At 35.5% G+C, this 13,792-nt stretch carries 13 protein-coding genes and 1 pseudogene; 11 read left to right on the top strand and 3 right to left on the bottom strand.

Going from position 1 to position 13,792, the window contains the following annotated elements:
- The first annotated feature begins 32 nt into the window (after window positions 1-32).
- A complete protein-coding gene (locus tag DN392_RS22990) occupies window positions 33-926 on the top strand; it encodes a metallophosphoesterase (protein WP_001095328.1) in 894 nt (297 codons plus the stop codon).
- 145 nt (window positions 927-1,071) lie between these two features.
- On the opposite strand, the pseudogene DN392_RS22985 reads toward DN392_RS22990, so the two are convergent.
- A pseudogene (locus DN392_RS22985) lies at window positions 1,072-2,163 on the bottom strand (chitinase); the annotation flags it as partial.
- Window positions 2,164-2,583: 420 nt separating this feature from the next.
- On the opposite strand from DN392_RS22985, the gene gabP reads away from it, so the two are divergent.
- The 8 genes from gabP to entD all read left to right on the top strand — a co-directional run bounded on the left by gabP (window position 2,584) and on the right by entD (window position 11,561).
- Complete coding sequence (gabP, locus tag DN392_RS22980) at window positions 2,584-3,978, top strand: GABA permease (RefSeq protein ID WP_000360103.1); 1,395 nt, start codon at window positions 2,584-2,586, stop codon at window positions 3,976-3,978.
- Between the two features lie 133 nt (window positions 3,979-4,111).
- Window positions 4,112-4,450 carry a hypothetical protein gene (locus DN392_RS22975; protein ID WP_074651352.1) on the top strand — a complete coding sequence of 113 codons (339 nt, stop codon included), beginning with the start codon at window positions 4,112-4,114 and terminating at the stop codon, window positions 4,448-4,450.
- Window positions 4,451-4,767: 317 nt separating this feature from the next.
- Complete coding sequence (locus DN392_RS22970; protein WP_000228316.1) at window positions 4,768-5,310, top strand: DUF420 domain-containing protein; 543 nt, start codon at window positions 4,768-4,770, stop codon at window positions 5,308-5,310.
- Between the two features lie 116 nt (window positions 5,311-5,426).
- On the top strand, window positions 5,427-6,590 hold the full coding sequence (locus tag DN392_RS22965) for an iron-containing alcohol dehydrogenase (RefSeq protein WP_048565634.1): 1,164 nt from the start codon (window positions 5,427-5,429) through the stop codon (window positions 6,588-6,590).
- A gap of 158 nt (window positions 6,591-6,748) precedes the next feature.
- Window positions 6,749-7,498, top strand: a complete 750-nt coding sequence (locus DN392_RS22960) for a DeoR/GlpR family DNA-binding transcription regulator (protein ID WP_000957283.1) — start codon at window positions 6,749-6,751, stop codon at window positions 7,496-7,498.
- Entirely contained in the window at window positions 7,498-8,409 is a 912-nt protein-coding gene (gene pfkB / locus DN392_RS22955; RefSeq protein WP_000640837.1) for a 1-phosphofructokinase, read from the top strand. The genes DN392_RS22960 and pfkB overlap by 1 nt, the downstream gene beginning before the upstream one ends.
- Before the next feature lie 13 nt (window positions 8,410-8,422).
- Complete coding sequence (locus DN392_RS22950; protein ID WP_088321636.1) at window positions 8,423-10,282, top strand: PTS fructose transporter subunit IIABC; 1,860 nt, start codon at window positions 8,423-8,425, stop codon at window positions 10,280-10,282.
- 346 nt (window positions 10,283-10,628) lie between these two features.
- On the top strand, window positions 10,629-11,561 hold the full coding sequence (gene entD, locus DN392_RS22945; RefSeq protein ID WP_000734618.1) for a cell wall-binding protein EntD: 933 nt from the start codon (window positions 10,629-10,631) through the stop codon (window positions 11,559-11,561).
- Between the two features lie 62 nt (window positions 11,562-11,623).
- Here the strand turns inward: entD and DN392_RS22940 are convergent, their stop codons facing one another.
- Entirely contained in the window at window positions 11,624-11,869 is a 246-nt protein-coding gene (locus DN392_RS22940) for a hypothetical protein (protein ID WP_000814419.1), read from the bottom strand.
- 181 nt (window positions 11,870-12,050) lie between these two features.
- On the opposite strand from DN392_RS22940, the gene miaA reads away from it, so the two are divergent.
- Window positions 12,051-13,004, top strand: a complete 954-nt coding sequence (miaA, locus tag DN392_RS22935; protein WP_000504945.1) for a tRNA (adenosine(37)-N6)-dimethylallyltransferase MiaA — start codon at window positions 12,051-12,053, stop codon at window positions 13,002-13,004.
- A gap of 21 nt (window positions 13,005-13,025) precedes the next feature.
- Window positions 13,026-13,250 (top strand): RNA chaperone Hfq, encoded by a 225-nt coding sequence (gene hfq / locus DN392_RS22930; RefSeq protein WP_000813896.1) that lies wholly within the window; start codon window positions 13,026-13,028, stop codon window positions 13,248-13,250.
- Between the two features lie 80 nt (window positions 13,251-13,330).
- Here the strand turns inward: hfq and DN392_RS22925 are convergent.
- A partial coding sequence (locus tag DN392_RS22925; RefSeq protein WP_149238108.1) for a Gly-Xaa-Xaa repeat protein occupies window positions 13,331-13,792 on the bottom strand: 462 nt, incomplete at its 5' end.

Raw genomic sequence — 13,792 nt, 5'->3', positions numbered from 1 at the left:
TAAGGCTTTAAAGTACTTCTAGAGGTGAGAACATGAATACGAATCATGTAAAAAAAGAACAAAAAAAATCAATCGTCAAGATATGTATAATCAGTTTCATAAGTATAGTAGTGATTTCAATAAGTTTGTATTTCTATGCGACAGAAATAGAACGAAAACTAGTAACAGTTACGTGGAATGAAATAGAAGCTTCTACAATTCCTAAAGAGTTTAATAACAAAAAGATATTACAATTCTCAGATGTGCATTTAGGGCCAGAATTTACATTGAAACAACTAGAAAATTTGGTAGAGAAGATGAATGCATTACATCCAGATGTAGTAGTTTTTACAGGGGATTTAATAGATAAGTTTGGATCGTATAAGGCGGAAAGAGAAGAAGCGAAAAGTATTTTACAGAAAATACATGCGCCCTTAGGGAAATATGCAGTGTTTGGGAATCATGATAGGGGCGGGGGAGGTAGTTTATTTTATAAAAAGTATATGGAGGAAGCTGGTTTCTCTGTGTTAGTAAATGAAGTGCATAAAATTAATGCAGAAAATGGCAAATATATTACAATATCAGGTTTGGATGATTTTTTATTAGGGAATCCGAAAATAGACGCGACTTTAAAACAAGTAAGGCAACAAGATTTTAATATGCTCTTAGTACATGAGCCGGATATTGTAGACAAAGTAGCTCGTTACCCAGTTGATTTTCAAATGTCAGGACATAGTCACGGAGGACAAGTTCAAATTCCTTTTATAGGTCCATTAATTACTACAAAATTAGCTGAGAGTCATGTTGAAGGTATGTATGAATTAGAAGGGAAGAATAAGTCGTTACATTTATACGTAAATCGTGGTATTGGGACAACACGAATGCCTGTTAGATTTTGGAGTGTACCTGAACTTTCAGTATTTGTGTTAAAGCAAAATAGCAACTAGACTATTTTAGAGTAGTAACAGGACTTTCAGAGAAAGTTCTCTTTTTTTATTGGGTAAATACAGAATGTTATGTGATTTTTATTTAAAGTGTTAAAAAGGAAAGGGGAATTTCTATGGTAGAAACATGGCATAAAGAATTGGAAAGTTTATATAACGAAATGGTTTCGTGGCAAATTACTTTTAAGTATTGTAAATAGTTATGTAGAGATGGAAAAGAATTTTTTGCATCATTAATAGACCAAGACATTAGGCCGCGGAATGCAGGGTAGCCACTCTGATTTGAAAGTTTATACTTTCCTCCGAAAGGAATTCCTTTAATGATATAATCTAAAGCTTTTTTCATTTCAGTTGGAGAAATATATCCGCCACTTGGAGCGGCCGCTGGTGCTGCAGGAAGTCCAATCATGACTTGATCCGAACGAAGAGCTGGGAAAATGTTATTTGTATTACCACCTACAGGAAAACCATGTAAGAGCATATCTGCCATAGCGACTTCGTAGTCTGCAGTACCTTGATTGTAGTTATTACCGTCCATTCCAATCCCGCTACCAGCGTTGTAGTGTTGAACGTGAATGTATGTTAGTTTGTCTTTTACTCCGAAAATAATCGGTAAATAAGCACCCCAGATGCTTCCGTATGCGCTATAACCACCTTGAACATAAGCTGTTTCAGGAGCCATGCTTAATAAAAAATCTGGACCGTAATGATCTGAGATTGTTCGAATAGCTGAGATAAGATTTACGATTTGAGGAGTAGTTGGGTTTTTAAAATTAGTGTCATTTCCGTTTAAGTAAATACCTGATTCAAGGTCAATATCTATTCCATCAAAACCATATTTATCGATCAGAGATTGTAGGGAATTAATAAAACGTTGCTTAGCCGCATTGTCAGGAAGTAAAACGACCCCATTTTGTCCACCTATTGAAAGAACTATTTTCTTACCTTTACTTTTTAAATAAGAAATATCTGATTTAAACTCTGCATCTGTACCATACACAGGAGAAAATTCAACAGTGGAACGATCACCACCAGTTTCACCGAAAGATACATTGATTACATCCCATTTTGGTGAAACGTCTCTTAATTTAATAATGCCAGTACCGTTGTCGAAGTTATGCCAGTATCCAACGAGTAATTTTGATCCTAAATTGTTTGCAGCTTGTGCTTGGAAGGGAGCTAGCGGTAGCAGTAAGAAAATTACTAACGTACAACAAATAAATTTGAACTTGTTTAACATATCAACACTCCTATACAAAAAGTTGTCTAGATGTATAATCTTGTTTATTTTATGATATCTGAAAATTCGATCTTTTGTAAGGTGACTATAATTTTCTCAACAATTGTGTATGGAAAATTATTAAACCTAATGTAATAATTTTTGGAGGAGATCGAATTACGATTGTTAAATTCAGAATATTTTGATATATTTTAAAGTATAGGACAAGATTTTTCGCATAATACTCTTACATAAAGTGAAACTTTAATCAGTGGGGCTTTGTTCATCCCCGCTGATTATCAGCCCTCACCAATCGGGCTTTTACGGGCAGTAGATTCCCACCTAACTTCTTTGCTTCCGCTGAATTTTGAGGTGGGGGTCTTACTGCCCGTTAATGCGGGGTAAATTTCAAAATTAAGTTTGGAAGGGGATGTACAAGAGTTGGATAAAAATCTTAAGAAAGACCTCAAAATACGCCACATTACAATGATTTCCATTGGTGGCGTAATAGGAGCTGGTTTGTTTGTTGGAAGCGGTGCGGTTGTGCATTCAGCCGGACCAGGTTCTATCGTTTCATATGCATTAGCAGGACTTCTAGTCATTTTCGTTATGAGAATGCTAGGGGAAATGGCAGCTATTAACCCGACAAGTGGTTCATTTGCAACATATGCAAGAGAAGCAATTGGTCCATGGGCCGGTTATACAATTGGGTGGCTATATTGGTTTTTCTGGGTAATTGTTATTGCGATAGAAGCTACAGCAGGTGCTGGTATTATTCAATATTGGATTCCAGAAATCCCGCTCTGGTTATTAAGCTTAATATTAACGATTTTATTAACATTGACGAATGTTTTTTCGGTGAAATCATTTGGAGAGTTTGAATATTGGTTTTCATTTATTAAAGTAATAAGTATTGTTTTGTTCCTTTGTCTTGGACTCGCTGTTATTTTAGGGTTTGTACCAGGAACGGAAGCACCTGGCACTTCGAATTTAGTAGGGCAAGGAGGATTTATGCCAAATGGTATAAGTTCGGTGCTACTTGGAATTACCGTCGTTATATTTTCATTTATGGGATCAGAGATTGTCGCAGTAGCCGCTGGAGAGTCTGCCGAACCTGTAAAAGCAGTAAAAACAGCAACAAATAGTGTAATTTGGCGTATTCTCGTATTTTTTATTGGATCGATCGCTGTAGTTGTTACACTCCTTCCGTGGAATTCAGCGAACATACTAAAAAGCCCGTTTGTGGCGGTGCTGGAACATATAGGGATACCAGCGGCAGCACAAATTATGAACTTTATCGTTTTAACAGCTGTACTTTCTTGTTTAAATTCGGGTTTATATACGAACTCAAGAATGCTTTTTTCAATGGCAGAAAGAGGAGACGCGCCAAAGGCATTTTTGAAATTGAATAGTAGTGGTGTTCCAGTTCGGGCGGTTTTATTTGGAACTTTCTTTGCTTACATTGGAGTTGTTTTTAGTTACATATCTCCAGATAAAGTATTTTTATTTTTAGTGAATGCATCTGGCGGGATTGCGTTACTCGTTTATCTCGTTATAGCGGTTTCACATTTCAAGATACGTAAAAAAATGGGGAAAGCGGAACAACAAAATTTGAAAGTCAAAATGTGGCTTTTTCCATATGTAACATATGTTACAATTACTGCGATTATAGCAGTTTTAGTTGCCATGCTCGCAATTGAATCTTTACGTTCACAAGCGCTTTTAACAATGCTTGTTACTGTTCTTATAATAATTTCTTATTTTATTTTTAATAGAAATAAAAATAGTACATTATTGAATCCTAAAAGCAAGAATGAGGAATCTGTTCGATTTTAATTTCTTGTTTTAGAAGAGAGTTACACCCAATCATTGCTATAAAAGAATCATATATAATCATAGAAACAAGTAATTACTATTGTCATAGTGAATATAAACTTTTTTCTTGACTTTTTATATGAAGGCGAGCAAAATGGTAAAAAAGGAAGGGGGGATGACGATGGAAGAGTACGTACTAGAGCTGTATAACTTGTTATATACGACAGAATGGCAAGATATTGTTTCATTTCTAGGAATAATGTTTTGTATGAAAATTGTAATTGTATATATGGAAGAGCAAGGTATGTTCTATTCCTTCTCATCTCCGTTCGATGTGCAGCGCGAGCCGTTGCCAAACTATGCCAAGGTAAATTACGAACAATTTCCTTTTGTGATTTTCTTTATGATTCAATTTATAACAGCAATTGTAAAGAAAAAGGAAAGTGACGATGAAGAGTGCCATTCAACTTGTAATATAGCGACTGCTTTTTAAGCTAAATACAAGGAGGAGATTTATATGTGGTTTCGATTTCTTATGATTGGTTTCTTTTCATTAACAGCAATTTCTTTAATGGGATATCAAGTGTCTGAAATTTATCAAGCATATAGCAATACGTTTTTTAACAAAAACTAATTACATTGCTATTTAAATAATAAAGCGATAAAATCCTTCTTAAGAAGTTTTATTAAGAAGGATTTTTTTCTATGCTCTGTCTTACTGTGTCAAACTATTGTCACATTTACACTGTGAATAATATGTTAAAATAGTGAGGTTACGTATACATATTTGAAGGAAGAGGAGTGACCATTTTGGTGGATCAATCAACTAATCAGAAAAGCTATGCTCCTATTGTGATAACGCTTTCTGTAATTGTAAATGCGATTATTTTATTTTTGTTCTTTGGACCTGTTGGCTATGAAGGAGAAGTACATTTTGATGTAACAATTTTACCAATGTTAAATGCAATTTTTAATAGCTTTACGTTCGTATTCTTATTAGCAGCTTTATACTCTATTATTAAGAAAAATGTGAAAATGCACCGCGGTTTTATCCTGGCAGCATTTACAACGACGTTGCTATTTTGTGTTTCTTATTTATCGTATCATTACTTGGCGCCGGCAACACATTTTGGTGGAGAAGGATTCATTAAATATGTGTACTTCATTATTTTAATTACACATATTATCCTTGCAGCAATTATTGTACCACTTGCATTGTTTGCACTTGTATTTGGTTTTACAAATCAATTAACACGTCATCGTAAAATTGTACGTTGGACGATGCCGATTTGGTTATATGTAAGTTTATCTGGTGTTATTGTTTACTTAATGATCTCACCTTATTACCAATAAAAAATCTCAGCCTGTAGGCTGGGATTTTTTTGTTAGGCAAATATTTTTGTGAAATGAAAAAAATATGGTATACAAAAGTATAGTTGCTTTTCATATAGAAGGGATGGTAAAGGAATATGCAAAATTTTGTATTTCGTAATCCAACGAAACTTATTTTCGGTAAAGGGCAGTTAGAACAGTTGAAAACTGAAATTCCACAGTTCGGTAAAAAAGTTCTTCTCGTATACGGGGGAGGCAGTATTAAAAGAAACGGTATTTATGATAATGTAATTTCTATTTTAAAAGATATAAATGCAGAAGTATTTGAATTGACAGGCGTTGAACCGAATCCTCGTGTATCAACTGTAAGGAAAGGAATTCAAATTTGTAAAGATAATGGTGTTGAATTTATTTTAGCAGTTGGCGGAGGAAGTGTGATCGACTGTACGAAGGCAATTGCTGCTGGTAGCAAATATGATGGAGATGTATGGGATATTGTAACGAAAAAAGCATTTGCTAGTGAGGCGTTACCATTTGGTACGGTGCTTACTCTTGCAGCGACAGGCTCTGAAATGAATGCTGGTTCTGTCATTACAAACTGGGAAACGAATGAAAAATATGGCTGGGGTAGCCCAGTTACTTTCCCGCAGTTTTCAATTTTAGATCCAGTCCATACTGCGTCTGTACCGAAAGACCAAACAATTTACGGTATGGTAGATATTATGTCGCACGTATTAGAGCAGTATTTCCACCACGGAACAAATACAGAACTACAAGATCGTTATTGTGAATCTGTATTAAAAACAGTAATTGAAACCGCTCCTAAGCTTTTAAGTGATTTAGAAAATTATGAGCATAGAGAAACCATTTTATATTGCGGTACTATGGCGTTAAACGGCATTTTAGCGATGGGAGTAAAAGGAGACTGGGCAACTCACAATATTGAGCACGCAGTTTCTGCGGTTCATGATATACCACACGGGGGTGGCCTTGCGATTTTATTCCCGAACTGGATGAAGCATGTTCTAGATGAAAATGTAAGTCGTTTTAAACAGTTCGCTATTCGTGTATTCCATGTAGAAACAGATGGGAAAACTGATCGAGAAGTTGCGTTAGAAGGAATTGAGGCGTTACGTCAATTTTGGACTTCAATTGAGGCGCCGGTAACATTAGCTGATTACGCTATTGGGGAAAATGAAATTTATTTAATGGCGGATAAAGCAATGGCTTATGGCGAATTTGGTAACTTTAAAAAATTAAATAAAGACGATGTTTTAAGCATATATAAAGCTTCTTTATAAGTGAATCAAGCAAAGAAACCCATTTGATATAACAATCAAATGGGTTTCTTTTTTGTTGTTTATAACTGTTTGTGACTGGTTTTGGTTATTTTTGAATGTTTATGGTTGATTTTTGTGATCGTTTTCATTATACTGTAATCAAAGAAGAGGTGAATAAAATGTTAACTCCTGAACGTCATCAAATGATATTGCAACTTGTAAAAGAGCAGAAGGTTGTTAAATTACAGCAATTAGTGGAAAGAACAGAAAGCTCTGAATCAACAATTCGTCGTGATTTAGCGCAATTGGAAAAGCAAAGGTTATTAAAAAGAGTTCATGGTGGTGCTGCTGTTTTAACAGGAAAAGGACAAGAGCCAACGATGGTTGAAAAATCATCCAAAAACATTCAAATAAAACAACAAATTGCTAACTATGCGGCTAGCATTGTTGAACAAGGTGATTGCATTTATTTAGATGCAGGAAGTACAACATTTGAAATGATCCCATTTTTAATAAATAAAGATGTTACTGTCGTTACGAATGGACTTATGCATATTGAAGCTTTAGTTGAAAATAATATTCGTGCGTATTTACTAGGCGGAATGATGAAAAGTAGGACGAAAGCTTTAATTGGTGCTATGGCACAGGAAAGCATGCAGAAGTACCGTTTTGATAAATGTTTTTTAGGAGCAAATGGTGTGCATGAACAGCTTGGTTTTACAACTCCAGATCCAGAAGAGGCACTTTTAAAACAAATGGCATTAACATTTGCGAACGAAGGATATTTCTTAATTGATGAAAGTAAGTTTTCAGAAGTTGCGTTTGCGAAAATTGCCAATGTTGAAGAAGCAAATATTATTACAAACCATTTAGAAATTGATTTAGAAAAATATAAAAGACAAACCAATGTAATTGAGGCTGATAAATAATGATCTATACAGTTACTTTAAACCCATCTATTGATTATGTAGTACAAGTTAATTCCTTCGATTTAGGCGCAGTAAATCGAGCAGAGAAAGATATGAAATTTCCTGGAGGGAAAGGCATTAACGTTTCTCGCGTTCTTCATCGTTTAGGTGTTGAAAATGTAGCGCTTGGATTTACTGGTGGATTTACCGGTCGATTTATTAAAGATGTATTACAGGCGGAAGGTGTAACAACAAACTTTGTTCAAGTAGATGGAGATTCTCGAATTAATGTGAAAATAAAAGGGCAAGAAGAGACAGAATTAAATGGACAAGGTCCTAGTGTGACAAATGGGCAATTTGAACAATTAATGAAACAAATTGAAAGTATGAGGCAGGGAGATTGTGTTGTACTAGCTGGAAGTTTACCGGCGTCTATCCCAACTACTTTTTATGAATCAATCGCAGCGTTCGGAGCTGAAAAAGGCATTCGCGTAGTAGTCGATGCAAGTGGTAGTGCACTGCATCATGTAATTAAAAATAAGCCATTTTTAATAAAGCCTAATCATCATGAACTTGGTGAGTTATTCGGAGTAGAGATTTCAACAGTAGAAGATATTTTACCGTATGGAAGAAAATTAGTTGAACAAGGTGTAGAGCATGTTATCGTATCAATGGCTGGAGATGGGGCTTTATTATTTACGGCAGAAGGTATATATGAAGCAACTGTTCCAAAAGGTGTTGTAATTAATTCGGTTGGGGCCGGAGATTCACTCGTTGCAGGATTTGTAGGGAAATATGAACAGACAAAAGATATTGAAAAGGCATTTCAATATGGCGTTGCAACAGGGAGTGCAACGGCATTTTCAGCTGATTTATGTGAAAAGGAAAAAGTAGAAGAATTATTGTCGCAAGTAATTGTAACTAAGCGATAGGGGGAAACAACATATGAAAATTACAGAACTATTAAAAAGGGATACAGTTATTATGAATTTGACAGCTTCAAATAAAGAAGCTGTCATAGATGAATTAGTTGAGAAATTAGACGGCGCAAATCGTTTAAATAGCAAAGCGGAATTTAAAGAAGCTATTTTAAAGCGGGAGTCACAAAGTACGACTGGAATAGGGGAAGGGATTGCAATACCTCATGCGAAAACAAAAGCTGTTAAGCAACCAGCGATTTGTTTTGGTAGAAGTGTAAGCGGTATCAACTATGAATCGCTTGATGGGCAGCCTGCACATTTATTCTTTATGATTGCTGCGAGCGAAGGGGCGAATAATACTCATTTAGAAACGTTATCGCGCCTATCTACATTATTAATGGATGAAGGATTTCGTAAGCAATTGTTAGAAGCAAAGGATGAAGAGGAACTTCTTCGTTTATTTGATGAAAAAGAGAATGAAAAAGAAGAAGAAGACATTGAGGTTGCAAAACCAGAAGGAAATGAACCGTACGTATTAGCAGTTACGGCTTGTCCAACTGGAATCGCTCACACTTATATGGCTGCGGATAGCTTGAAAGCAAAAGCAGCAGAGCTAGGAATAGCGATTAAAGTTGAAACGAATGGATCAACAGGTATAAAAAACGCTTTAACGAAAGAGGACATTGAACGAGCAACAGTTATTATCGTTGCCGCAGATAAACAAGTAGAAATGAACCGTTTTGCTGGGAAACATGTCATTCAAGTGCCAGTCGCTGATGGGATTAGAAAAACGGAAGCGCTTCTTAATCGAGCTGTAAAACAAGACGCGCCAATCTTTAAAGGAATAAAGGAAGATGGGAAGACAGAAAGTACAGAGAAAGAAAAAGGGTTAGGAATTTATAAGCACTTAATGAACGGTGTAAGTAATATGCTTCCATTCGTTGTTGGTGGAGGAATTTTAATTGCACTAGCATTTTGGATTGGTGGCATAAAAGCAGAAGGACCATTGGCTGAATTGTTAATGTCTATTGGTGGAGGCAAAACAGGTGCGTTTTTATTCCTCGTACCAATTTTAGCTGGATTTATTGCAAGTTCTATTGCTGATCGCCCTGGTTTCATGCCTGGTGTTGTAGGTGGATTTTTAGCTGCACATGCGAATGCTGGATTTTTAGGGGGATTAATTGCTGGTTTCTTAGCTGGGTATGTTGTTTTAGGATTGAAAAAATTGTTTTCAGGATTACCAGCACAGTTAGAAGGAATTAAACCTGTATTGTTATATCCGGTCTTTGGATTGTTGATTACAGGAGTTGTTATGCAAAAAGTAGTAATTCCGCCTGTAGTAGCATTGAATGAAATGTTAACAGGATGGTTAAATGGTTTGAACGGTACAAATGCTATATTACTAGGTCTTATATTAGGTGGTATGATGGCAATTGATATGGGTGGTCCAATTAATAAAGCTGCATTTACATTTGGTATTGCTGCAATAGAAGCGCAGAACTTTGGCGTGCACTCTGCTGTTATGGCCGGTGGTATGGTACCACCATTAGCGATTGCATTCGCAACTACTTTCTTTAAATCAAAATTTACTGAAGCAGAACGTAAATCTGGTTTAACAAATTATATTATGGGAGCATCGTTTATTACAGAAGGTGCGATTCCATTTGCAGCTGCAGATCCGATTCGAGTAATAGTAAGTTGTGTTGTTGGTTCAAGTGTTGCGGGTGCATTATCTATGTTATTCCAAATTACGTTACCAGCACCGCATGGTGGATTGTTTGTTATCGCATTAGTAAATAAACCGGTGTTATATATTTTCTCGATATTCATAGGGACAGTTATTTCAGCTCTTATGATGGGGATTTGGAAAAAGAAAGTTAAATAACACATGAAAAAGGAGTAGCTTTTATTAGCTGCTCTTTTTTATTACAAAAAAGGAGATTAATAATTGGAGAATGATGAATTTTGGTAAAAGATGTAATGAAATATGTTTTTTTTGTAACAAAAAAGTAATACTGTAATTTTTTCTGGAAAAAATTTTGGGCTAGTATGTGGAAAATATATGAAAACTATTGGGGATTCTATTAGAAATGGAATTCATTAATATGGAAATTTATGTTACAACTCATTAATCGTGTATTACGAATGGTTTGTAATTGTGTGATTTCTAAAAATCCTAAAAATCTGTTGCTATAATGAAAATACGAAAACAAAGCAAATGGAGGCTATTCATGAAAAAATTATTAGGTATAGCAACGGCGGCAGTTTTTGGTCTTGGGATTTTTGCAGGTTCTGCGAAAGCAGAAACGATTGTAACAACAGACGTATTAAATGTTAGAGAAAACCCAACTGTAGAGTCAAAGCTTGTAGGTAAAATGTTAAGTGGAAATAAATTAGATGTTATAAATACAGAAAACGGATGGGCAAAAATTAAATTAAATGGTAAAGAAGCGTTTGTAAGTGCTGAATTTACAAAAAGTACATATTATGTAACGGCGGGCGTGTTAAATGTTCGTGCTGGAGCGAATACTGACTCTGAAATTCTTGGTAAACTGAATAAAGATGATGTAATTGAAACGACAAATCAAGTTCAAAATGAATGGTTACAATTTGACTATAATGGAAAAACGGGATATGTTCACATGCCATTTTTAACAGGGACGGTACCTGTAATTGAAAAGAAAGAAGTTGTAACGCAAGAAGAGGCGCCAGTAAGAGTAAATACGCCGGTTAAAAATAATAAAGTAGTTAAGAACAAAGAGTCTGTTAAAAATGTAGAATCAAGTAAACCTGTGGCAAAACAGCAGTCAACTACGAAACAAGTTACGAAATCTACTGAAACAAGTGCACCTGCTGGTGGACGTGAAATAACAGTAGAAGCGACAGCGTATACAGCGCATCCAAGTGAGAATGGTACGTATGGTGGTCGTGTATTAACTGCAATGGGGCATGATTTAACAGCAAATCCGAATATGAAAGTAATTGCTGTTGATCCTAAAGTAATTCCGCTTGGATCAAAAGTATGGGTAGAAGGATATGGAGAAGCAATTGCTGGAGATACTGGTGGTGCGATTAAAGGAAATCGTATTGATGTATTAGTCGGTTCAGATGGTAGTGCCGATAGCTGGGGGCGCAAATCTGTAAAAGTGAAAGTGATCAAATAGTGTATATGTATTAATATAAAAGGCGGTTGCTTGAAAGTATGTAAGCAACCGCCTTTTATGGGTTATTGAAAAGGATAAATAGTTTTACCTGTAATAATTTTATAGGCACTGCAAAATTGATTTTGTATATACTCTGTATTTTTATTTTCTGGATGTAATGTTGTTTCTTGGAGAGTAGAATGAAAAGAACGTAGCAAACAATTTAAGGCGAAATATAATTCTTCTTGTGAACAATTTTGTTCTTTTGTAGCAGTAGCTAAAATAAGGTCTTTTGTTAAAGATGAAAAATTGATGGTGGATTGTTTCATAGTCAACTCATCCTCTCGAAGGTATTTTTAATCATGTATATGCGGAATTGGACAAACTATGTTCTTTTTTATTTGTAATTTCATGTACCGGAATGAAAGAACTTGCAATCATGCCGTTAAAATTGGTAAGATTGGATATAATCAATAGATGGAGTACATTACATAAAGAGAGTTGAATGATATGGGAGAAGTGCAACGTGAAAAAGTTGCTGTCATCATTGGACCAACTGCTGTTGGAAAGACGAAGTTAAGTATTGATCTTGCCAAAGCGTTGAATGGTGAAATTATAAGTGGAGATTCCATGCAGATTTATCGTACGATGGATATTGGAACTGCAAAGGTGACAAAAGAAGAAATGGATGGAATTCCGCATTATATGGTCGATATAAAAAATCCAGAAGAATCATTTTCTGTTGCCGAATTTCAAGAACGTGTTCGTAAGCATATTCGAGAGATTACAGAGCGTGGTAAATTGCCAATTATCGTTGGTGGAACTGGTCTGTATATACAATCTGTTTTATTCGATTATCAGTTTACGGATGATGCTGGCGATACTATATACCGAGAACAAATGGAAAAGTTAGCATTAGAACGTGGTGTGGAATATGTACATAAGAAATTACAAGAAGTAGACCCAGAAAGTGCTGAGCGTATTCATGCAAATAATGTACGTCGTGTCATTAGAGCGTTAGAAATTTTCCACACGACGGGTGAAAAAATGAGTGATCAACTTGAAAAACAAGAAAACGAGTTATTATACGATGTTTCCTTGATTGGCTTGACAATGGATCGAGAAATGCTATACGATCGCATTAACTTACGAGTTGATATAATGATGGACCAAGGGTTATTAGAAGAAGTAGAAGGATTGTATAATAGAGGGATACGAGATTGTCAATCTATTCAAGCGATTGGGTATAAAGAGATATATGATTATTTTGAGGATCGTGTCTCTTTAGAAGAAGCGGTATCACAATTAAAGACGAATTCACGTCGTTATGCAAAGCGTCAATTAACGTGGTTCCGTAATAAGATGGATGTCACGTGGTTTGATGTTACAGGCGGTGAAAAAACGTCAGAAATTTTACGATACATAGAAGGAAAGTTACAACTAAAGTCGAATAATAGTAAGTAGAGAAAAAGAGGAGGATTCGACATGAAGCAATCAATCAATATTCAAGATCAGTTTTTAAATCAACTCCGTAAAGAAAATACGTTTGTTACGCTGTACTTATTAAATGGTTTCCAGCTTCGTGGATTAATTAAAGGATTTGATAATTTTACAGTCCTACTGGAAACAGAGGGTAAGCAACAGCTTATTTATAAACATGCAATTTCTACATTTGTACCACAAAAAAATGTTTCAATTGAATTAGAGTAGTAATGAATTATTGTACATAACAAAAAAAGAGCGAGTTTCTCGCTCTTTTTTTATTTGCTATAAACAATACATAGTGAAATTTAAGCAATTCTAAATACAGTAAGGCGAATGTTAGTGTTTCCTGTTGCAGGGATCGTAATCTCGTTAAGAGTAGATTGGACAGAAATGTTTGCGCCAGCTCTTAACGTTTCGATTGTAGTGAATGAAAGTGAGTCGCCTATTAAATTTGAAGAGAAGTTATCAGTTGCGACTGCTCCATTTATTGAAATGCCTACTCCAAGAGGAGCGCATCCTGGTGCAGTTGTAGAGATGGATACGCTAATGACATAAATACCACCGTTGATAACTGTAACTGTATCTGTGCCATTAAAGATAATATTGTTTACGTTAATTGCAGTACTGAAAATAAAGTTATTAAATTGTAGTACTGTTTGTTGAATGTTGTTTGTTACAACAATTGTTGCTACAGGGAAGCTAGGTCCAGTAGGCCCGGTAGGTCCAGTAGCTCCTATACCAGTGGCGCCGGTAGCGCCCGTGTTACC

It is taken from the genome of Bacillus sp. BB51/4, assembly GCF_008368845.1.
In the GTDB taxonomy this organism is placed as follows: Bacteria; Bacillota; Bacilli; order Bacillales; family Bacillaceae_G; genus Bacillus_A; species Bacillus_A wiedmannii.
This window is presented reverse-complemented; position numbering and strand designations above follow the sequence as displayed.